General features: G+C 53.1%; 20 protein-coding genes. 11 read left to right on the forward strand and 9 right to left on the reverse strand.

The window, feature by feature from the left end:
• Window positions 1-123 precede the first annotated feature (123 nt).
• From JK202_RS01185 to JK202_RS01215, 7 genes are all read left to right on the forward strand, one after another.
• Window positions 124-1,053 (forward strand): LysR family transcriptional regulator, encoded by a 930-nt coding sequence (locus JK202_RS01185; protein ID WP_211557240.1) that lies wholly within the window; start codon window positions 124-126, stop codon window positions 1,051-1,053.
• Window positions 1,054-1,622: 569 nt separating this feature from the next.
• Entirely contained in the window at window positions 1,623-2,561 is a 939-nt protein-coding gene (locus JK202_RS01190; RefSeq protein WP_211557246.1) for a cupin domain-containing protein, read from the forward strand.
• A gap of 287 nt (window positions 2,562-2,848) precedes the next feature.
• Complete coding sequence (locus JK202_RS01195) at window positions 2,849-3,298, forward strand: nitrate reductase associated protein (RefSeq protein ID WP_211557451.1); 450 nt, start codon at window positions 2,849-2,851, stop codon at window positions 3,296-3,298.
• Window positions 3,299-3,351: 53 nt separating this feature from the next.
• Window positions 3,352-5,655: an FdhF/YdeP family oxidoreductase gene (locus JK202_RS01200; RefSeq protein WP_211557247.1), complete on the forward strand. Its 2,304-nt coding sequence runs from the start codon at window positions 3,352-3,354 to the stop codon at window positions 5,653-5,655.
• A 102-nt stretch (window positions 5,656-5,757) separates the two neighbouring features.
• On the forward strand, window positions 5,758-6,567 hold the full coding sequence (fdhD, locus tag JK202_RS01205) for a formate dehydrogenase accessory sulfurtransferase FdhD (RefSeq protein WP_211557248.1): 810 nt from the start codon (window positions 5,758-5,760) through the stop codon (window positions 6,565-6,567).
• A gap of 24 nt (window positions 6,568-6,591) precedes the next feature.
• Window positions 6,592-6,690, forward strand: coding sequence for a transposase (locus JK202_RS16545; protein WP_408872127.1), 99 nt, complete (start codon window positions 6,592-6,594; stop codon window positions 6,688-6,690).
• Between the two features lie 9 nt (window positions 6,691-6,699).
• Entirely contained in the window at window positions 6,700-6,954 is a 255-nt protein-coding gene (locus JK202_RS01215) for a hypothetical protein (RefSeq protein WP_211557249.1), read from the forward strand.
• Between the two features lie 227 nt (window positions 6,955-7,181).
• Here the strand turns inward: JK202_RS01215 and JK202_RS01220 are convergent, their stop codons facing one another.
• Window positions 7,182-8,090 carry a LysR family transcriptional regulator gene (locus JK202_RS01220; RefSeq protein ID WP_211557250.1) on the reverse strand — a complete coding sequence of 303 codons (909 nt, stop codon included), beginning with the start codon at window positions 8,088-8,090 and terminating at the stop codon, window positions 7,182-7,184.
• 98 nt (window positions 8,091-8,188) lie between these two features.
• On the opposite strand from JK202_RS01220, the gene JK202_RS01225 reads away from it, so the two are divergent.
• Entirely contained in the window at window positions 8,189-9,058 is an 870-nt protein-coding gene (locus JK202_RS01225; RefSeq protein ID WP_211557251.1) for an oxidoreductase, read from the forward strand.
• Between the two features lie 535 nt (window positions 9,059-9,593).
• Here JK202_RS01225 and JK202_RS01230 read toward each other — a convergent pair.
• Complete coding sequence (locus JK202_RS01230; RefSeq protein WP_211557253.1) at window positions 9,594-10,241, reverse strand: glutathione S-transferase; 648 nt, start codon at window positions 10,239-10,241, stop codon at window positions 9,594-9,596.
• Between the two features lie 149 nt (window positions 10,242-10,390).
• Here JK202_RS01230 and JK202_RS01235 point away from each other — a divergent pair, with 149 nt between their 5' ends.
• Window positions 10,391-10,954, forward strand: coding sequence for a TetR/AcrR family transcriptional regulator (locus tag JK202_RS01235; protein ID WP_249199498.1), 564 nt, complete (start codon window positions 10,391-10,393; stop codon window positions 10,952-10,954).
• Between the two features lie 108 nt (window positions 10,955-11,062).
• Here JK202_RS01235 and JK202_RS01240 read toward each other — a convergent pair whose 3' ends face one another.
• The 5 genes from JK202_RS01240 to JK202_RS01260 form a co-directional block, all read right to left on the reverse strand.
• Window positions 11,063-11,953, reverse strand: coding sequence for an aldo/keto reductase (locus tag JK202_RS01240; protein WP_211557255.1), 891 nt, complete (start codon window positions 11,951-11,953; stop codon window positions 11,063-11,065).
• A 42-nt stretch (window positions 11,954-11,995) separates the two neighbouring features.
• The gene (gene bdcA, locus JK202_RS01245) at window positions 11,996-12,709 is read right to left on the reverse strand and encodes an SDR family oxidoreductase (protein WP_211514821.1); all 714 of its coding nucleotides are present in this window, start codon (window positions 12,707-12,709) and stop codon (window positions 11,996-11,998) included.
• Window positions 12,706-13,158, reverse strand: a complete 453-nt coding sequence (locus JK202_RS01250) for an SRPBCC family protein (RefSeq protein ID WP_211557257.1) — start codon at window positions 13,156-13,158, stop codon at window positions 12,706-12,708. The genes bdcA and JK202_RS01250 overlap by 4 nt, the downstream gene beginning before the upstream one ends.
• A gap of 31 nt (window positions 13,159-13,189) precedes the next feature.
• Complete coding sequence (locus JK202_RS01255; protein ID WP_211557259.1) at window positions 13,190-13,951, reverse strand: SDR family NAD(P)-dependent oxidoreductase; 762 nt, start codon at window positions 13,949-13,951, stop codon at window positions 13,190-13,192.
• Window positions 13,952-14,114: 163 nt separating this feature from the next.
• Window positions 14,115-14,696, reverse strand: a complete 582-nt coding sequence (locus JK202_RS01260) for a TetR/AcrR family transcriptional regulator (protein WP_211557454.1) — start codon at window positions 14,694-14,696, stop codon at window positions 14,115-14,117.
• Between the two features lie 697 nt (window positions 14,697-15,393).
• Between JK202_RS01260 and JK202_RS01265 the strand changes: the two genes are divergently transcribed.
• Window positions 15,394-16,518 (forward strand): esterase family protein, encoded by a 1,125-nt coding sequence (locus JK202_RS01265; protein WP_249199499.1) that lies wholly within the window; start codon window positions 15,394-15,396, stop codon window positions 16,516-16,518.
• A 296-nt stretch (window positions 16,519-16,814) separates the two neighbouring features.
• On the opposite strand, the gene JK202_RS01270 is transcribed toward JK202_RS01265, so the two are convergent.
• On the reverse strand, window positions 16,815-17,600 hold the full coding sequence (locus tag JK202_RS01270; protein ID WP_249199500.1) for a LysR family transcriptional regulator: 786 nt from the start codon (window positions 17,598-17,600) through the stop codon (window positions 16,815-16,817).
• Window positions 17,601-17,761: 161 nt separating this feature from the next.
• Between JK202_RS01270 and JK202_RS01275 the strand changes: the two genes are divergently transcribed.
• Complete coding sequence (locus JK202_RS01275; RefSeq protein ID WP_211557261.1) at window positions 17,762-18,751, forward strand: amidohydrolase family protein; 990 nt, start codon at window positions 17,762-17,764, stop codon at window positions 18,749-18,751.
• Between the two features lie 887 nt (window positions 18,752-19,638).
• Here the strand turns inward: JK202_RS01275 and JK202_RS01285 are convergent.
• Window positions 19,639-21,309, reverse strand: a complete 1,671-nt coding sequence (locus JK202_RS01285; RefSeq protein WP_211557265.1) for a DUF563 domain-containing protein — start codon at window positions 21,307-21,309, stop codon at window positions 19,639-19,641.
• Between the last annotated feature and the right edge of the window lie 818 nt (window positions 21,310-22,127).

The following is a 22,127-nucleotide window of genomic DNA, read 5'->3' on the forward strand; positions in this document are numbered from 1 at the left end:
ATGCAGGACACATAACGCGAAAATGACGCCCCATGAGCAGGATAGACGAGGTGAAAACAGCTTAAAGTAATGAGCTCTCCGCAAACATTGGGGCCTGACGAGAGACATTGGAGAAGCGATCACATGGACTATTTCACTGCGCTACGTGTTTTTGTGCGTGCCAGCCAGATCAAAAGCTTTTCTGCCGTCGCGGCTGAGCTCGGGATGGAAGTTTCAACGGTGTCCCGCCATATCAGCCGTCTGGAAACCGATTTGGAAGCCGCGCTGTTCAATCGAACAACACGAGGTCTCCATCTGACAGAGGCGGGCACCTTACTGCAGGAGCGGGCCAGTCAGATCATGACGGATCTGGATCATGCCCGTGAAGAGATAATGTTGCATAACGCCTCGCCACGAGGGCTGCTGCGGATCAACCTTCCTACAGCTTTTGGACGCCGTCATATTATACCATATATGGCGGAGTTTCTGGCTGCCTTTCCCGACATCCGTATTGATGTAACACTGACAGATACGACAGTCGATCTCATCGAAAGTGGTGCGGATGTTGCAATCCGCATCGGTGCTCTCCCTGATTCCAGTCTCGTGGCGAAGCGACTGTCCGGGCAATCGCGCATGATCGTAGGTACGCCCGATTACATCAGAAAAGCAGGTTTACCTGAAGTTCCAGAGGATTTATTTTCACATAGCTGCCTCTTATTTACTCTTCAATCGGGAAATACGTGGCACTATAGAAATAGCGACAAACCGGACTCCCCATTTGAAAAACTGACTGTAGCAGGTCTGATGAAAGCCAATGATTCCGAAGCAATTCTTGAAGCTACGCTCAAGGGTATCGGTCTTGCACTCCTTCCCAACTGGCTGATTGGAAAAGATATACAGGCAGGAAGACTTGTGCGGCTACTGGCCGATTTTGAGTGGGTTCTGGCGCCCGGTGCAGAACGGGCTATATGGGCAGTTTACCCACCCAAAAAAGTCGTGGCCCCGAAAGTTAAAAGTTTCATCCATTTTGTAAGTCGGAAATTCAAAGATCCCATGTACTGGGAACAGAATTAGCCAGGATGAAGAGTCGAAGATCGTTTCCGTCCCGTTTGTGTTGGTCCCAACCAAAGGCTTAGGATTCATTAAGCGTCTTTATGGAAATCTGATGCAGGATCCGTGAGGAGACTGAAGATGAGCGATCCTTTATTTGGCTGACGGACGAACAAATGGAGTGTCCGCCGCCCTTTTTCCAAAGAGCCATGGGGGAGCCTAAGTTAATGATTTCCGACTTTTGAGCGACATCATTTTGTCAAACGGAATGGCCTCGAGATCGTGTTTGGACGCCTTAAGGACTGGCGATGTATCGCAACGCGCTACGACGAATGCCCGACCGTCTTCTTCTCCCCCTTCTCTCCCTCGCTGCAGTCGCTATCTTCTGACCAGAAGTCCTGAGCCGAGAGGCATATCCCAATTGCCCTGAAGACGTGTTGTTGTTGCCTGCTGTCGGGTGCTCCGGAAAAATTGTGCATAGCAATCTTAGCAAAAGTCCTTTGCCGACGGTCCCGTAGCTCGAGCAATGCCAGACCGGATACAAGAGGCATTGCGTGACCTTAATTGGGCTTCACGAAATAACGGAGATCACAATGGACAGTCTGACGATTGATCGCAAAAGCGATGTAAATGACGCCGTTTCTTCGGGGCATTTCTACGAGTACAGCAAGGCTGCAAATCCAATCCGTCCGAGTTTGACTCCCCGGATTCCATATCATTTCTTCTCGCCGTCGCTGTATGCGGACGGTGAGAGTCGGATCGTTCCGCTTGATCTAAGTGTGGAACTGAAATGCCCGAGCCCTGCGACGGGACCTGATCTTTGCGCCAATTTCGTACGCATCAATGCAGGAGATCTGATCGAGATGGCCCCGAATGCGACGTCGATCGTATTCTACGTCATTCGCGGCAATGGTCAGGCACGCAACGGTTCGGCTTCTTTCGAATGGTCGCATGGAGATTTCTTTGCTGTGCCTGCTCTCGACGGCATTGCCATTGAGGCATCGGCTGACGCTGCCCTTTACGCCGTTCATGATGCGCCGCTGCTGACCTATCTGGGTGTCAGCGTCGATACTGCCCGTTTTCGTCCCGTCCTGTTCCGGGCTGCGGATGCGAACCGGGAACTTGAGCGTGTGAAGCATTCTCCCGCTGCTGCTGAACGCAGCCGTATCAGTGTTCTACTGGGTGCAGACGAGTTTCCACTAACCCGGACTGTAACCCATACGCTCTGGGCAATGTATGGAATGATCGGAGCAGGGACTGAACAGAAGCCACATCGTCATCAGTCGATTGCCCTCGATTATATCGCCGATTGCGAGCCCGGCTGCTATTCACTGGTGGGCACCGAGCTTGATGAAGAAGGGCGGATCGTCAATCCTGTCCGCGTCGACTGGGAGGCGGGATGCGCTTTTGTGACGCCGCCGGGTTACTGGCACGCCCATTTCAATGAGTCGGCTTCCGAAGCGCGCCTGATCCCCATTCAGGACGCAGGTTTACAGACTTATCTGCGAACACTCGACATCCGGTTCGTCTGACGAGTGGGGTCTGCAGGGAGATGATATTACACCCTGCAGACCCCCGACGATCCCGGAAGGGCGATAGCGTAACCGGAGGCAGACCTGTCGAACCTGACACGTTGCAGATGCTTCCTGTCACTGCCCGGATCCGCCATGCCGCTAATGCAGTCTCAGTTCTTCCAGAGATGTCTTTTTGTTGTTTTGCATTCTGCCTTCGGATGCCCGTTCCTGCGTGACAGAAGCGAAACAGGAAGCAGAGGGCTCTGCTGCATCAAATCCATATGAGTGAATCGGGATTTACTTTGATGATCTTCAACTTTGAACGCGACTTTTCCGCGTCGCTTCGTTGTATTCCGATGATTGCCCGGCAGAAGCTCGATCTTGTCGGTGTGAAACTCAGTCTGCGGCAATGGAGCCGTTTTACACGAGACGAGCGGGGCCAACTTGCGGAACTCCCCTGTGAAACATCCGATGAACAGGATGTGTATCGCAGCTTTGTTGTGCAACTGATTGAGGCACGAAGTAATGAACCGCCAATATGGCTTACGACACACGGTTTTGAAGACTGGCAGGAAGCGACCCGGATACCTGAAATGGTGAAGGGGCAGGCCTTGGCAGACGGTGTGGCTGCACCAACAGCGGCGCAATGGAAGGCCCTGACACCTCTGCAGCGCTTTGCTCTGGTCAAGCTTGCGCGATCAAAGCATGAAAATGAAAATTTTGTGCCAGCGATGCAGGAATTCGGGATCCTGTAGTCAATACGGTTCCTTATCTTTCAAACCCGACTGCGGCCGAAAGAAGCGCGATCATGAGCAAAGAAAAAAAAGCTGCATTCAAGCCGTACCATCACCCTGCGGGTGGGTGGGGGGCGGCCGGTGCCACTGCAAAGGTGCTCATGGAGCAAAGCGTGCTCGTCAAGGGCTCACGGGGTCTCCTGTCCATGAACCAGCCCGGTGGGTTCAAGTGTCCAAGCTGCGCCTTTCCAGATGCAGATCATCACAAGAAGCTTGAGTTCTGTGAGAATGGCGCAAAGGCACTGGCACATGAAGCCACCAAGGCACGGGTGACCCGCACCTTTTTTGAAAAATACACCGTTACGGAGTTGATGGAACAAAGCGACTACTGGCTGGAAATGCAGGGTCGTTTGACCGAGCCCATGCAATATGATCCGAAGACCGACAAATACATACCGGTTTCGTGGGACGATGCGTTTGCGCTGATCGGAAAGCATCTTCAGGCGCTCGATAGTCCAAATCAGGCAGAGTTCTATACCTCAGGGCGCACTGCTAACGAGACGGCCTTTCTCTATTCGATTTTTATTCGGGAATACGGCACCAATAATTTTCCCGACTGTTCAAACATGTGTCATGAGCCGAGTAGCCGTGGCCTGATGCCGGCCATTGGTATCGGCAAGGGCACGATCGTTCTGGCCGATTTCGAACATGCCGAGGCGATTTTCGTCATCGGGCAGAATACGGGGACCAATTCGCCGCGCATGATGACGCACCTCGTTGATGCGCGAAAGCGAGGCGTGCCGATCGTACTCATCAATCCGATGCCTGAACGCGCGCTGATCCGCTTCACTGAACCAAAGGACATGGTCCAGATGGCGACCTTAGGGTCAACGCCTATTTCGAGCGAATTCGTGCATGTGCGGATCGGTGGCGACCTTGCCGTCTTCAAAGGTATGATGAAGGTGCTGTTTGAAGCCGAAGATGCGGGGGAAGCCGCTCTCGACATGGACTTCATCAATCAGCATACGGCTGGCTTCGACGCCTTACGGGCCGATGTGACGGGCTGCTCGTGGTCGGATATCACCCGGATTTCGGGCATTTCGGAGGAGCAGATCCGGCGGATCGCAGGGATCTATCAGAAATCCAGGGCAACGGTCATCTGCTATGGCATGGGCATTACGCAGCATCAGGAAGGCGCACGTCTGGTACAGCAGATTGCCAGCCTACTCATGCTGCGTGGCAACTTCGGCAAACCCGGTGCGGGCATCGCGCCAATCCGCGGTCACTCCAATGTGCAGGGTGATCGTACCGTCGGGATCGACGAAAAACCGACGCAGGACTATCTCGACCGTGTGCGCGAGGTGTTCGGGTTTGAACCGCCGCGTGAGCACGGCCACCATGTGATTGAGGCCCTTGAGGCCATGGAAGCTGGTACGGCAAAAGTCTTTATCGGCCTGGGGGGCAATTTCGCCCGTGCTGTCCCGGATACCGAGCGTTCCTATGCGGCAATGGCAAAGCTCAATCTGACCGTCGGGATCGCCACAAAACTCAATCGTGGCCATCTGATTCATGGCAGGGATGCTCTTATCCTGCCGGTCGTGGCACGTTCGGAGATCATCCGCACAACGGCTGGTGAGCAGTTTGTGACAATCGAGGACGCCATGTCGAATGTGACGGCATCGCGGGGCGTGTTCGAACCTGTGACGCCGGATGTTCTGCCAGAAACGGAAATTGTCTGCCGCATGGCAATGGCGACCCTGCCAAACTCGAAAATTCCCTGGGATCGTTATATGGCGGATTACGTTCTGATCCGTGATAAAATCGCCCAGATCTATCCAGCGATCTATTCGGACTTTTCCGAGCGGATCAAGGATCCCAAAGGTTTTCACCTGGATATTCCGCCGCGTCACCGGATCTGGAAGACGCCCAATGGCAAGGCCAATTTCCTCGTGCTGCCGGGTCTGGAAGCCAATGTGCCGGTCGAGGACAAGGCCATGTTGCGTCTGGCGACCATTCGCTCGCACGACCAGTACAATACGACGATCTACAGTAATAATGACCGCTATCGCGGCGTTTATAACAACCGGCTTGTAATTTTCATGAACAGGGACGACATGAAGGACCGGGAACTTGAAAACGGGACAGTCATCGGACTTGAGACATATAGTGACGATGGTTACCGCCGCTATGTCGATGGCCTTACGGTGATCGACTATCCAATGCCGCGGGGGGCGATTGCCGGGTATTACCCGGAACTCAATCCGCTACTGCCACTTGGCTATTTTGACAGGATCAGCGGAACACCGGCTGCAAAGTCCATCCCGGTCAGGGTCGTACCCAGCGTCGCATCTGGAGTACCCATGCAGTTTGCGGAGTAAGAAACTGCTAGAGAATAGAGTGCAATAGTATGTTGTCGTGTCGAATGACGTGCAACGCCCCCTCCGTTTGATGGTAAGCTCGGCCGGGACCGGAGAGGGGATATGGTTAAAGAGGCACTGTTTCATACGGCAAAAGTGACGCCTCTCGGTATGCCGGAAGCGCCAATTCTGTTGAATGTCGCGGACGAAGTTCCCATAAGGCTGACCTTCAACGGGATTTTTCCGTATGGGGTCATGATGATGACGCCTGAACATCTGGAAGATTTTGCATATGGCTTCTGCCTGACAGACGAAATCATCCAGTCTGCAGAACAGATACGCTCTGTCAGGGTCACGCATACTGACGACGGTCCTACAATGGACATAACGATTTCTGGAAACTGTCTGACCGCCCTGCTGAGGCGTCGTCCCAGGGCTCAGACAGGCCATACGAGTTGCGGGATTTGTGGGAGCGAAAGTGTGCCAATGGTGGAAACATCGGCCGTCTGCGCTCTTCCGCTAACAGATACGATTACGGCTGATGCAATTCGTAGGGCCCTGAACGATCTCGATATATGGCAAGAACTCAATGCCGTGACCCGGATGGTCCACGCTGCCGCATGGGCTGACATTGATGGGCATATCCAGATGATCCGGGAGGATGTTGGTCGACACAATGCCCTGGATAAATTAATCGGGGCCCGTCTGCGCGATGGCTTAATCGCACAGAACGGATTTTGCCTTCTGACCAGTCGTTATTCATTTGAGATGGCATTGAAAAGCCTGCGTGCAGGCATTGCCATTGTCGTTGCTGTTTCGGCGCCCACACATCAGGCGTACAGTTTAGCGCAAATGATGAACCAGACATTGATTGCCATTGCGCGTCGAGACCGACAGATCGTGTTCTGCGGCGGCGAACGCATCGCTCAATGAATATAGAAAGATACACAATATCGTCTGTATTTCGAAGGCATGATGTGGATTGCCTGCTCCGGATCGCAGTGGCGCCACCTGCCTGATGATTACGGCGAATGGAACAACGTGTTCCGACGCTAATGACGATGGGTGACGACAGGCGTGTTGGATGTGATGCTCGAAATCCTGTCTGAAATGGTCGAGCGGGATATTACTGTCGACATGATCGACAGTACGGTGGTCCCGGGCACATCATTGTGCTATCGGTATAAAATAGGAGCTCAGAAAATCGAGGTGCTTGGCCGATCGCGCGGTGGTTTCACCACCAGAGTGCACGCTCAATACGACGCCAAGGGACACCTTCTCGGTTTTGTCCTGACGCCGGGACAGACCCACGATATCTAGGCTTTCGGTCCGCTGTTCCGCATGATCGCTTATAAGATCGAGGCGTTACTGGCAGACAAAGGTTACGATGCCGACCTCATTCGTGAAGAGCTTACCAAGGCCGGAATCGAAGTCATTCGCGGAAAGAGCCAGCTGGATTGGGGGAAAAGCGGAAGGCCCGGTATTGGAGAATGTCCCCAAGAAAGCAGGCCTCGATTGCTCCTTCATGAGTATCGTGGTGGCGCTTACTAGGACTCAAAATCATGCACGCGGATAAAATCGACAAACGCGCGGAGCGGCGGGGGTAACTGGCGGCGGCCGGAATAGTAAAGCATGGGCCCTGAGAAGGGGGCGGCCCAGTCTTCAAGCAGCACTTCCAGCGCACCGCTTCGGATGTGGGGAGCCAGCCAGTCTTCGAACAGACAGACGATGCCCAGACCCGCTATAGCAGCTTCTACCAGAAGATCGCAGGCCGATCCGGGTTGAACCATTAAGGGCCCTGGTGGATCGAGGCGAATAATCTCACCGTTTTTTTCGAACTCCCACATGGCTGGCGCTCCACTGGAGAAGCGAAGACGCAGACAGGAGTGTTCCAGCAGCTCGCTCGGATGCTGGGGGCGTTCCTTCGCAGACAAATAGGATGGGGCAGCCGCAGTCAGAAGGCGCTGGGTTCGCGGCCCGATAGGAACGGCAATCATGTCCTGCTCCAGCCGCTCTTCATAACGGATGCCTGCATCAGCACCAGAGGCGAGAATATCAACAAAACTGTCCTCGACCGTCACTTCCACGCGAATTTGTGGATAAGCCTTCAGGAAGGGCGACAATATGCCCGGAAGTACAGTCCTGGCGACATTGGCTGGCACATTGAGACGGATCGTCCCCGCTGGCTGGTCAGTTTGCGTATGAAGCGTATCGAGCGCGGCGCTGATCTCGGCAAGCGCAGGCGAGAGCCGCTCGAACAGCCGGGCACCCGTTTCTGTGAGCGAAATGCTGCGTGTGCTGCGATGAAGCAGGCGCGTGCCAAGACGGGTTTCCAGACGGCGTAAAGCGTCACTAAGTCCAGACGCCGAAGAACCTGAAATGCGCGCAGCCTCGCGAAAACCACCTGCCCGCGCAACGGCGACGAACGCTGAAAGATCATCAAGCTCGAATGACATTGTGCGATTTTCCGTACAGACCGTTCACGTTTCACCAACTTATCGATCATTTGAACGTAGTCCATGTCTGGTACGCCCCCCTTATCAAGGAGATACCAATGAGCAGTCGTGCCAATCCCGGAACCTTTACACTCGGCGACCGCATTGTGAACCGTATGGGCTACGGAGCGATGCAGCTTGCTGGCCCTGGTGTCTTTGGACCGCCACGGGACCGCAAAGCCGCTGTTGCCGTGCTTCGGGCTGCTGTGGAAGCTGGCGTCAATCATATCGATACCAGCGACTTCTATGGTCCGCACGTCACGAACCAAATCATCCGTGAGGCGCTGCACCCTTATGCCCACGACCTTGTGATCGTGACCAAGGTCGGTGCGCTACGTGGTGAAGATGCATCATGGAGGCCAGCCCAGAGCGCGGCGGACCTGACCAGAGCCGTCCATGACAATCTGCGTAATCTGGGTCTCGATCATCTTGAGGTGGTCAATCTGCGACTCATGGGAGACGTTCATGCTCCCAAAGAAAGTTCGTTGGCAGAACCATTTTCAGCACTGGCTTCTTTGCGCGAGCAGGGCCTTATCCGCCATCTTGGCCTCAGCAATGCGACGGCTGCCCAGGTAGCCGAAGCACAGACGATCGCGCCAGTCGTCTGCGTGCAGAACCATTACAACCTCGTCCACCGAGACGATAATGGCCTGATTGATGCTTTGGCGGCACAGGGTATAGCCTATGTGCCATTCTTTCCGTTGGGTGGGTTCAGCCCGATCCAGTCGGATGCTCTGTCCCGGATTGCAGACGATATCGAGAGAACTCCGTTGCAAGTGGCGCTGGCCTGGTTGCTGGCCCGGTCACCCAACCTGCTCCTTATCCCGGGAACTTCAAATCCCCTTCATCTGGCCGAAAATCTGTTGGCAGCAACGCTGGAACTGTCCGCTGATATTCAGGCGCGGCTTGATGCTATTGCTGCCCCTTAATCTTCGAAGCAAAACCTACCTGAAACGTGATATTGCAGGCTTACTGCTTGCAGTATCACATACCTAATGTGCGCGGTTCGGGAAGAATAGAATGTCCTAGTGCCCGTAACAGAGGCGCGATAGGACTATTTTTTCGGCACAAGCGTGTGCTTGTTCCGTAACACGCAATATCGATAGAACGACATCCGAAAAATCCTCTGGTACCAGCTACTCCCCAGACACTTTTCTAGGGGTCGACACGAGAAGGATGGCAGCAGCCGAACGATCCGGCAAGACTTGCCGCGACAGTGCTTCAGCTTGTTGCCTCAGACGCGCGCCCCACTGCAACTCCTCTTGGGCAACGGTGCTCTCCGACTGGTTCGTGAATATCTCTCCTGCCGGGAAAAAAGAGAGTGCGGATTGGAAAGAACTAACCCGTTCGACAAACGGTTGAGAGTTTCGGGGAACTGAATGAGCGGTCAAAAAGCGGATTTTGCGAGCTCAATGTCTATCACGAAAGTGAAAGCTGTCCGTGCGTTTGGTGTTGCTTTGCACATCAGTGCTTTGGCGGAACAATAGCCAGTTGCTTCCGAACACTCGGCCGCTCCTGCATTCTCGCGAACCAGGTTGAAAGCGCTACACACTCCTGCGGGATCGGAAATTCTACGATTGCTGCAAATATAAAACCCCCGATGACTGCGATATCCGCCATCGAGAAAGCTTCACCGGCTATGAAGGGCTGCTTTCTCAGCACCGCATCGAAGTAATGCATCCCGCGCAGAGCCTTGTCCCGTTGACGGAGTCCCCATTCCTGATTCTGGTAAAGTTCCACGTCAGGACCAAGACCAGGTGTGGCATGATGAAAATAGACACTAATGGCGTCCAGCATTTCGATCTCGGCGCGTTTGGTCATCATGTGAATAACCCCTTTTTCGCGCGGGGTTTGACCGGTCAATGTGGGTTCCCCATTGAGCGCATCAAGATAGACCGTGATCGCCGTACATTCGGCGAGATACGTTTCATGATCGAGCTCCAGAACTGGCAAGGTTCCGGAATAATTTTTGGCGAGAAAATGAGGTGTCTTATGTTCGCCTTTCCACAAATTGATCGGCACGAATTCGACATCAGATAAGAGATTCTTTTCTGCCAGCGCAATCCGAACACGAGCTGGATAGGGCCCTGTGGGCCAGTCGTAAATTTTCATTGGAGCAACCTTAGTGACATGGAAAGCCAAAATGCCAAGCGTTAAGGTTTTATCTACCTATCACATGGTAGATAAATGATGTGGCTTCAAATTCCTGATGTCAACGGTTATCTATCAGTTGGTAGGTGGGTGATAATGCAACAGTGGGTATGACGATGAATACGGGTTCCAGGGAAGCCATTCTGGCAGCAGCCAGGCGGTCCGCGCAAACCCATGGCTATAACGGCCTGAATTTCCGTGATCTGGCAACGGAAGTGGGAATCAAGGCTGCAAGTATCTATTATTATTTTCCCAGCAAGGCCGATCTGGGGGCGGCAGTTGCTCGACGTTATTGGGAGGATACCAGCGCCGAGCTTGAAGCTATACGGACGGATACCCCTGATCCCCTTATGTGCTTACTCCGGTATCCGGAGATATTTCGTCGCTCGCTCGAAAACGGCAATCGTCTGTGTTTAGGCAGCTTCATGAGCGCCGAGCAGCATGATCTGCCTGAGACCGTGAAACACGAGGTCCAGACGTTTGCCGATATCAACGTGGCCTGGCTGGATACGGTTATATCCGCAATCAATGGAGTATTCCCCAACAGCACAGGCAGGGCACGTGCCATCTTTGCTGCTGTTTCCGGTGCACAGCTACTGGCAAGAAGCCGCTCGGACATCACAGTGTTTGATGAGGTTATTGAGAATTATCGTGAAGTCGGGCTTTTGAAATGAGATTTGTTTTATGCCGTCAACCGCCTGTTTCACTGATCTAAAAGACAGAGTCCGGACAGCCATCCCGGCCTTTCGGCATTGAGGCTCTGACGGTCCGGAAGCGCTCTCCTACACTTTAGAGCGGAACGCCTTACGGCCTTCCATATCCAAGGCCGCGAAGTCTTCGTCGGAGAGTGTGATGTCGGCAGCGGCTACATTCTGTTCCAGATGGGCGACTTTGGACGTGCCCGGAATTGGCAGCATCACCGGGCTGCGTTTCAGGATCCAGGCCAATGCAATCTGGCTTGGATGAGCCTGATATTTTCGCGCCATGACATCGAGGATCGATCCCGGCTTCGCGAGGTCGCCAGCCGCAAGCGGAAACCAGGGGATGAACCCGATGTTTTGTGCCGCGCAATAATCGAGTACGTCCTCACTGGTGCGGTCGACGAGATTGTAGCGGTTCTGGACGGTCGCCACGTCAAAGAACTTCGACGCCGCCTTGATGTCATCGACGGAAACCTCGCTCAGCCCCGCATGACGGATCAGTTTCTGGTCGATGAAGGATCTGATCGTATCGAACTGCTCGTCCACTGGCACTTTGGGGTCGATCCGGTGCAGCTGCCACAGATCGATTTGTTCAACACCGAGATTGCGCAGGCTTTTGTGCACCTGCTGGAGCAGATATTCCGGACGCCCGACCGGCTTCCAGATATCCGGTCCTGAACGGGTCAGACCGCCCTTGGTCGCGATCACCACCCCTTCGGGATACGGATGCAGCGCCTCCCGAATCAGCCATTCCGAGACATCCGGTCCGTAGGAATCCGCTGTATCGATGAAGTTGATGCCGAGTTCGGGAAGACGTTTCAGAGTGCGGACGGCCTCATCACGATCGGCGGGCGGACCCCATATCCCCGGCCCCGTAATGCGCATGGCACCGAAACCAAGCCGGTTGATCTCGAGATAGCCGCCGATCCTGAATGTGCCGGATCGGGAGGCGTTGGAAGTTGAAGCGATCATGTCTTCGGTCCTTGTTTCCCTCTGGGGAAAGCAGCCATTCCGTCAGGCTGCGAAGCCACCATCGATGGTGTACGCGGCGCCTGTGATGATGCCGGCCTCTGGTCCGGCAAGATACGCCACCAGCCCAGCAATCTCCGAGCCGGTGGCATGGCGCTTGATTGCCATGAAACCATGCATCACGTCCTTTAGCGGCCCCTCTGCAGGGTTCATGTCGGTATCGGTCGGCCCGGGCTGGACGACATTGACGGTGATCCCGCGCACGCCGAAATCCCGCGCCAGTCCCCGGGTCATGCCCTGTAATGCCGATTTGCTGGCGCTGTAGGCCGCAAGCCCGGCCATCGGCATACGGTCGGCATTGGCGGAACCGATGAAGATGATGCGGCCCCCGTCGGGCATGGTCCGGGCGGCAGCAACGGCCGCATGATAAGGCGCATGGATATTGATGCGAAACAGCCGGTCGACCTCATCCGGGGGGATATCCAGCGGATCGCCCGCGCCAAGAATGCCGGAATTGACGACCAGAACGTCGAGCGGACCAATTGAGCCGATCAGCGCGATGAGAGCGTCACGGTCGCCACTATCGGCGCGGAGGGCCTCGCTTCCGGTCTCGGTCGCCAGAACTTCGGCATCGTCCGGGGAAGACCAATACGTGAACAGGACTTTCGCTCCATCCGAAGCGAAACGGCGCACGATGGCGGCCCCAATTCCGCGACTGCCGCCAAGCACGAGAACGGATTTACCCTCAAAGCCGCTCATGACTGCGCCTCCCGCGACACCAGGATCTCAGCCAATCTATCAAAGGCTGGCTGATAGATATCTGTTGGCATCCGGGCCTTCATACTGGCGGCGTGCTCAACAGGCGCTTCGAACTGCCCCCGCCACTGAATGAACGTGCCGTCGCTCGCCGTGATGGGAAGGAGGCTGATCGTAGAGCGATAGTTCCGGATCGGCAGAGCGGATTCAACGATCGAGAACGTCACCGCATGATCGACATCGGACAAGGCCAGAAGCTGCTCACGGATGAGGCCGACATCGCCCATCTCAACACGGCGGATTGCCCCGACACGGTCACCGGACTCATCACCTTCAATCACGCAGCTTTTGACGCCCGGCAACCAGCGTCCAAGGGCGCCGAAATCACGGACCAACTGCCAGACGGAGGGAACCGATGCAGGAATGACGCTGCTGGCCATAACATGGATCATGAGGCCTCTCCCGGCTGTGAATGTCTGAGTGTCATAGCGACTGGCCCCCCGTCACCTCGATGCGCTGACCATTCACCCAGCGCATGTCGTCAGACAGAAGGGCACGGATGGCGGCACCAATGTCGTCGGGTTGTCCGACACGCCCGAGGGGCGTGATCTCTGCGAGGCTCTTGTTGATCGTGGCATCGTCACGGACCAGACCACCACCGAAATCCGAGGCGACCGCGCCAGGGGCGACGGCGTTGACGGTAATCCCCCGTTCGCCCAGCTCTTTCGCCATATAGAGCGAGATGACTTCTGTTGCCGCTTTCATGGCCGAATAAGGCCCATGATCCGTCAGGTAGAAACGCGTCGCGGCGGAGGTGATGTTCAGAATGCGACCGCCATTCCGGATCAGGGGCAGGAGAGCCACCGTCAGCAAGTAGGGGCCCTTGAAGTGGATGTTATACTGGTTGTCGAGTTGTTCCGATGTCGCAGCATCGAAGCGAGTGTGAATGATATTGCCCGCGTTCTGGACCACATAACTCAGCGTCTGCTGTCCGAATTCATGGGCAAGAAGTGCTTTGACCTGCTGGGCAAAATCCGCGAACGATTCATGGTCCGCGATATTCAGCCGCAGCATACGCAGTTTTGCGCTTTCGCCAACGAGGGCGGCTTCGGCAGCTTTCGCCTCGTCTTCGTTGGAGTGATAGGTCCCGATCACGTTGATGCCCGAGGCAATCAGATGCTTCGCGATACTGTATCCGATGCCGCGATTGGCGCCCGTGACGAATGCGATGTCCTGTTTGCTCATAACCGGATTCCTTGGCCGAGACACGGCGATATGTTCCGGAATTTAGTTCCGGACCGAACAGTCCATAAAGCGCACTCAAAGCAGGGTCAAGGAATTATGGATCGACCAGTACCGAAGATGCAGCTTTAAGACCCGAGTTGTGCCGGGATCGTTATCATCTGTCTTACTGTTTTCCTGCCTCTGGTGTCACCGCATTGGCATCCCACAACGTCAGAAGAGAGGTAATTGCCGCATCCAGATGCGTTGACGTCATCCCATCCCTGGCTTCGCACGTCATGCCATGGAAAAACGTCGCGAGAATACCGGGCAACGCCTCTGTTGCTGCGCAATCCTGCAACACGCCGTGGGCAATCGCCCGTTCCACGCAGGCCTTGATGCCAGCCCGCGTCCGCTGTCGCTCTTCAGCAAGAAGGACCTGAACAGGTTCGTTTTCGGGCGAACAGTTGCTGGCGCCCGATACGACCAGACATCCGTAGGGATGCGTCCGGGAAGCCTGCATGCGCGCCGAACCGCGCAACGTCTGCTCAATCGCATCGCGCGGCGCCAGATTTTCGTCCCATAAGGGGGCCATGACATGCCCGTAGGTCGCCAGATAATGCTGCACGACTTCGCGGAACAGGGCTTCTTTCGAGCCAAACGCAGCATAGAAACTCGCGGGCGAAATATTGCCCATGCACGACTTGAGCTGCGTCAGGGACGTCGGCTCGTAGCCCTGCGCCCAGAAAAGCGCCGTGGCGGCGTCAATTGCCTTGTCCCTGTCAAACTCACGGGGACGCCCTGTCCGCGCCCATGGTGCTGCTCCTGCTGAAAGACTTTCATATTAAGTGATCCAGAAGTTGTTGCCAAGATTTTGCGGCCGGTGATGGCGTGGACGTCGTATTGTCGATGAACGTCGTCGTCTGGGACAGCGCTATTGCAGGTGCCGGACCGCCAGGCGGGATCATGCTGGACACATGGGAAGCAGCATCTTTTCCCTGGGCCGTGCTGGGGCTCGCAACTGCTGGATTCCCGATCGCATGGCGAGCCTGCTCTCGCGGGTTCCATCGTGGACACAGGCTCGGACATGGACAGGGAATTAAGAATTCGATGTGGATGGGTTGGGGGCACCTTTCTACTTTCCGCAAAAACCAAGAAAAAACGCCTTCTTCATAGCGGATTAGGCATGTGTCCTAGCAGTCTTTTGTTAAGGCTGGATATGCAACTGGTATCGTGCTTGGCTAGGACGCAGTTTTTAATACAGGACGGGACATAAAATATTGGCATCGGGCTTCAGAATACCGGTTTCCTTCTTCGTGGCGATTTGGACAGTTTGTCTTGAGCTGCCTGTTTTTCCCGCTCACGCCGATTGCCAGTCTCTGCACATTCCGCCACCGCCTACTGCCAATACAACACATCCCCTGGAACCATTCTTCATTGATCTTTCGGCGCTGACGCCTGACAATATGTCGCCCCGCCGTGACCCGCATAACCCGCACTATCCACCTGCTCATGATCTGCCCGACAGAACTGTGCCGTTGGACACAGCCAATGGCAATTTCGTGCTGGGGCCAACCCATCCGTTCGCACCCGAGTTAGCCATGACGGCAAATGTGCCTTCCGGACGGATTGTATCCTTCACTATGGAGTCCGGACACAGCATCCAGTTTGATCCTGGCATTGTCCGTGACGACCCCGACAACTGTCCTAACGGCGCGATCTATACGTCTCGTTCCGCTCCCGGAGATCCATCCAACCTGCGGCTGGCAGACAGCCATTCGGGTCCATGGAGACGGCAGGTGGATGTGTATGTACCCGCTCAGTACAAACCAGGGACCAGCGCACCGTTTCTTGTATTCGGCGATGGCGGGGCGGATGGTATTTATCCCGGTCGTGACCTGTTCGCAGTCCTGGATGTGCTGATCGCCAGCCATCGGCTCCCAACGCTGATCGCGATTGGTATCGGTTCTGGCGGACAGGATGCACAGGGTAGCGAACGTGGACGGGAATATGACACGGTGTCAGGCACCTATGCTGAATGGGTTGAACGTGAGGTCCTGCCGCTGGTACAGCAGCATGCCGGAGTTGCCCTGACCCATGATCCTGATGGTCGCGCAACGATGGGCGTCAGTTCAAGCGGCGGCGCGGCATTCGGTATGGCCTGGTTCCATCCGGAACTGTACCATCGCGTGCTGGCCTATTCTCCCACGCTGACGAACCAGCAATGGCCGCATGCTGGTGCCATGCCGGGTGGTGCATGGCAGTATCATTCACCATGGGCAGGCAACCCGACAGCAACAGGCAGTCAGCCCGGTGCGGCCCTGATCCCCAATGCCCCGCGCAAGCCGATCCGCTTCTGGTTCGAGGCAGGAGACAGGGATCTGTTTTATCCGGCTCCGGCCATGCCCGATGGCATGCATGACTGGGTACTGGCCAGTGAAAACATGGCCCGTGTGCTGTCTGCAAAAGGGTATGACTACCAGTTCATTCTATCGCGTAATGCTGGTCATGTGGACGGTCCCACGATTGAGCAGACATTGCCCGAAGCCCTGTTATGGCTATGGCGGGACTATACGCCTCAAGGAAACTGATCCTGGATATCTCAATGATGTCCGGGCATTCAGATGGGCACCCGATCCTTTTCGGATATCTACTTTTAGAAACATTGATAAGGCGTAAGCGAGCCTACTGCCTGCGCCTTCTTGTTGGATATTCAAAACCACTGAGTACTTATTTAAAAGCAGACGTCGTTAACAGGCAAGAACTTGTTTGCAAACTGCCTGTACTATATCGCGAAGCCAGCGGTGGGCCGGGTCGACGTCGAACCTAGGATGCCACATGGCGGAAATAGCGATTTCAGGCGTCTTCACGGGAAGATGGAACAGCTTCAGGCGTGATATCCCTGAGGAATCATCGGAGAGGGCTGTAGACACGATCGCGGGATATGAGTCACCAGATCCGATTGCCGCACGATCTCGAGCGCATCTGGAAACCCTGGCACGACGACCGATACGGTACGTTGGTATCCAAGTTGCTCCAGTGCATCATCAACCGGCCCCCTGAACGCCCCTCGTCGTGAGGTTACGACATGCTGGCATGCGGCGTAGCGCGCCACGCTGATATCCCCATCCAGGAAAAGCGAATGGCCGATGCGTGCCACACCGATGAACGCATCCCGAAACAGGAGCCGGCTTCGGATCTCGGGGGCAGACGCGCCACGGACACCGATTTCCAAATCGATCCGTCCTTCACGAAGTGGCAGTGCATCCTTGTCAGGTTTGGGTGCAAAACGCAGACGAGCCCGTGGCGCTTCTTTCATGATGGCTGTCATCAAAGGTGCTGCAGCAATCTTCAGAAAGCCTTCATTGGCACGAAGGACGAATGTCCGATCCAGCACTTTCAAATCCAGTTCCCGAGGGTGCGGATGTAGAACAGCCTGCACCTCACGGGTCAGGGCATGAACGCGCTCACGCATGTCCGCTGCATAAGGCGTGGGCACAAGGTGTCGCCCCGCCCGCACCAGCAACGGATCGCCGGTAGCCGATCGCAGCCGAGTCAGCGTGCGACTCATAGCGGACGGGCTGAGTCCAAGCTGACGGGCCGCGCCTACTACGCTGGCTTCGTCGAGCAGCACATCCAGTGCCCTCAGAAGATTGAGATCGAGGTTTTTCATCCGACGAGCCTAGCCGACAATGACCGGCGACAAATAGCGCCGCATGCAATGATACATTGATCCTCATGCGTCTGGTGCCTGCTCCGGTTCTTCATCTAATTTCAATAAGGTCAAAACAGGTATTTCCGTCGTAACGGAAGTGCGCGCAAAGGAACCATTCCATGAAGCTGATCGGCATCGAAGAACATTTCCTGACCGCTGAGATAAAGGATGCTTGGTCCGCCATCGGTCTTGAAGCCACTGATCCAAGCGTCGCGTTTCATGGTGGCCCGCTTGAGAAGAGGTTGACCGACCTTGCCGAGGAGCGGCTGGCCCACATGGACGAAGCAGGGCTGGACGTGCAGGTGCTGTCGCTCACCACTCCGTCACTGCACGACCTTGGACCCGACAGTGTTGATCTGGCGCGTCGTGTTAATGATGCCGTGGCAGAGGCGGTCGCCCGTCATCCGGATCGCTTTCAGGCGCTGGCGACGCTGCCCGTAGCGATGCCCGACGAAGCAGCTCTGGAACTCGAGCGTTGTGTCAGGACGCTCGGCTTTAAAGGGACGATGTTGTGCGGGCGGGTGGGACATCGCAACCTGGATCACGCTGATCTGCTCCCGATCTTCCAGGGTGCTGCGGCGTTGAAGGCGCCAATCCTGCTTCATCCCAGAGCGCCAGAACAGACGGTACGAGACGCCTATTATTCCGGGTTCAACCCACAGGTGAACGCTGCATTTTCCTGTTTCGGCCTTGGTTGGCATTATGACGCCGGCATCCAGTTTCTGCGTCTCGTGCTGGCAGGCCATTTCGATCGCTTTCCGGATCTGCAGGTTATCCTGGGCCATTGGGGCGAACTGGTCCTGTTCTATGCCGAGCGTATCGCCAACATAGATCGTGTGTCAGGGCTAAATCATTCCATAGCAACGTATTTCCGTCGCAATCTTTATGTCACGGCGAGCGGCATGTTCCTGCCACATTATCTGGAACAGGCAGCCCGTATCGTTGGTCGTGAGCGACTGCTTTTCTCCACCGACTACCCTTATCAATACCGTCCCGGCCGTGATGCACGACGCTTTGTCGAAATCTGCGGCTTGGATGAGCCGGGCAGACAGGCACTCGCGTATGGAAACTGGGAGCAACTGATAAAAAATTTACCCCACGCATCCTAAGCTGTGTTGACAAGAAGCCTACCCGATCTTCCTGAGGTCTGATCACTTTATTCCTGAAAGGATAACGGGCAGAGAGAACAGACATGGCATGAGGCGATCTGACGGATTACGAATGGTCGATGCTTGGCCCGTTTCCGCCTCCTGAGCGCAGACGTTGGAGCCAACCAGCCAGAAACAACTACCTCTTCTTTCGCGGCATGCTACATGCGCTGCGGGCAGGTTACCCCCTGGCGGGACATGCATGAACGCTACGGCAAGTGGAACTCCGTGCATATCCGGTTCTGTCGTTGGGCTGAACAGGGCGTATGAGATAACCTGTTGCAAGCCTTGGTGGATCTGGGTCTAACGGATAACTGGCAGCATATGATCGGACAGCATCATGGTCCGCGCCCATTAGTAACTTTTAAAGAAAAATCCATGCCCTTGCGACAGTCAGGAATGCTTCTCTTGGCTCTGTCCTCATAGGAGGCCAAGTCTGAGGTTACAAAGGCCCTAAGCCATGCAGGCCGACCGGGAGTATGACAGCGACAGTTTTCGCCAAGACCTGCTGATCCCTTGGCATCCTGCCGGTATCCCAACACGCAGAGGCCACAAGGCCTCCCAGAAAACAGACCAGCCGCGTTAACAGAGAGCGCCACTGCATCGAGCGCATGCTCAACCGGCTCTTAAGCAAATGCGCCGTATTGCAACCCCCTACAACCAGACTGCCCTGTCCTTCACAAGTTCCTCAATCGCGCTGCCGTACGGCTCTGGATCAGGTTTTTTGTCAACAAGGCCCTAGATAAAAAGAGGCCTGAACAGGTTTTTCAAGTATTTTACCGAATGGGCAACCGATTATATATGTTGATATATCACTCACTCACTCACTCACTCACTCACTCACTCACTCACTCACTCACTGTATCTTTCCGATAAAATGCAATCTGCATAGCTGTAAGCGGTTGAATTTTTCCACAAAAACACTCATTTTCGGAGGGAAATATAAATGTACCATCTGAAAATGTCCCAGAAAACTCTACCGCATATTCATTTTTCCATTCATCTAGAATTTTTATTGAGTATCCACATATTGCTTTACCGCTACCAGTAGTTCCTACAAATTTCCCGGCGCTTTTCCATTCGGACCAAACCCCGTCAGCACCATAGTATCTGCTCACAACTTTGTTTTTTAAATCATCACACAATACCAACATGAAGCCTTCTATAGGGTGTGTGGCCCAAGAAGGTCCTGAATTAAGGGAATTTGTGTTTTTAACGTCTCCTAATCCCGACTTATGGACTAAGATAGAGCCCACATTTTCCACATAATTAATATTGAATATATCTTCATCTAACACATCATCAGTATCTAAAGCCATATTTATCCTTGTTTTAATATTACTTTCCTCGATATTTAATTCAGACATATAGAATTTGCTTATTTTATTTTTATTTCCCGTTATAATATCGTCTATAAAATATCTAAATTTGTCGGAATTTATTACCTGTCGGAAGCCACTCTCAAAATTCATATACCATATTTTTTGTTTTTTTAGTTTCGATATTTTGTGCTGAAGATCGCTATTAGGCTCGATGCTTCCAATTTTTGTCCCTGCTTTGGCAAAAACTGCCGTATGTAGGGAAGATCCAGCTATCCCGATAATGGAATCTGCGTTCGCAAATATCCTCATTTGCTCTTTGAGTGGTAATGTCTCGGGCGGAAGTACAGTATAACCAAATTCTTGTGCAGCTATTTTTGCTATTTCCACTTCATTGGGACAAAATGATCCTCTTAGGGACTGCCCCAAAAAAGTTCGCGTTAAAAATACATTTTTTATAGCAGAATTCTTTTCAATTTTTGATTTACTTAAAACATCATCAAAATAAAATTGTGTTGCTGGGTGAAAATCCTTATTAATTAATTGAGTTATTAATACAGATTTTTTCAAAAGAATTTTTTCTATTCGGGAATCATAAAATTCGATCTGAGTTGGCAGAATACCTACTTCTGTTTTTAGGAAATCAATGAACCATCCTGGGGACAAACTATCTATTAAAAATTTTGTATCTGGAATGTATGGAAGAAATTCGGTAAACGCTACCATCAATCTAGGAAGCATCTCTACAATAAGATGTCCATAGATATCAGCCCCCCACCCCATACATACAAAACAGGGATTTTCTATAATTCTTGCTGGGGAATTTAATTTCTCGCTAATTGCAGGCTGCTGGAAGCCGCCTAAAGCGTAACCTTGAGTCACCTCAGGTGAAGAAATTATATGGCCTTTCCACTCCAAAGCGCCATAAAAGGACACATATAAGTCATCAAATATATATGCAGCGACATTATTGGAATCTTCCGGGTGCCCATTTTTGTCCCAGTTTTTCCATTTTTGGAACTCTTCTTGGTTTCGTGCAAATATTACATTGTCGGTCATTAAGGAATTATAATGAGATGGGAACTCTTTATTAAAAACAGCGCACCTAACAGGGCTCTCATTTTTAGATTTTATAAAATCACCAAGCTCGTTTAAAGATATTTTTAAAGAAATAGATTCTATATCCGAAATGTAATTCATTTTCTTTCCCACAAAAATCATAGAATAATTTATATGAAAATTCTTCTAATTCACCAAGGTTTATTGAAAAGAAAGCATATGCCGTGCTTTCTGATGCTACCAGACTTGACCCCTCTAGCTCAGGACATGGCCGGCTGAAGGGCTTCAAAAGGCGCAAGTGCATGTAAAAACAGCGTATCAGAGCGGTTCTCAGCGAAACAAGCATAGTCTTATGCGACTGCAATCTTTGTACCGTATCTGGTGATTGCCGTGCGTGGTTTTTTCTTAGAGCACAGAATATGATCATTTTCTCCTGCAAAATATTAGCAGAAGTGGATCATATGCTGCGGTCTGCAAGCTTTTGTTAAAGTCTTGAGAAGCCGTCCAACGAAGTCCGTCCGATTAACAAAGATCATGGCGCATACCGACCCATTATGGTTTTCCAGAAAAAACAGCTGAAACAACCCATCTGCTTTTCCGTCAGATAATCTTAGCCCAATTATGCCCAGCCTCGTCATGAAGGCTGAAACAAGGATCACACCGTGGATTAAGATGTGTAATCGTAATTAATAAGTATTTATTGCTTTTTAATAATAATATTCCTTAATAAATTCAAATTTTTTAATTTAAGCCTATATTGGAAATAGTCATTTAAAATCTATATTATTAGAACTTATTTTCTATAACTTAAAAATTTTTTTTAATGATAAAAATATTATTAGTCCCCAATCAATTATTATTCATCAATAGAAATAAATTCTTTATTCAAAAAAATTCTTCCATCACCCTGTCAGACGATTGCGCGCACATAACCTCAGGTTATATATCGCGCGCAGTTT

The organism is Gluconobacter sp. Dm-62, assembly GCF_018256155.1.
In the GTDB taxonomy this organism is placed as follows: Bacteria; Pseudomonadota; Alphaproteobacteria; order Acetobacterales; family Acetobacteraceae; genus Gluconobacter.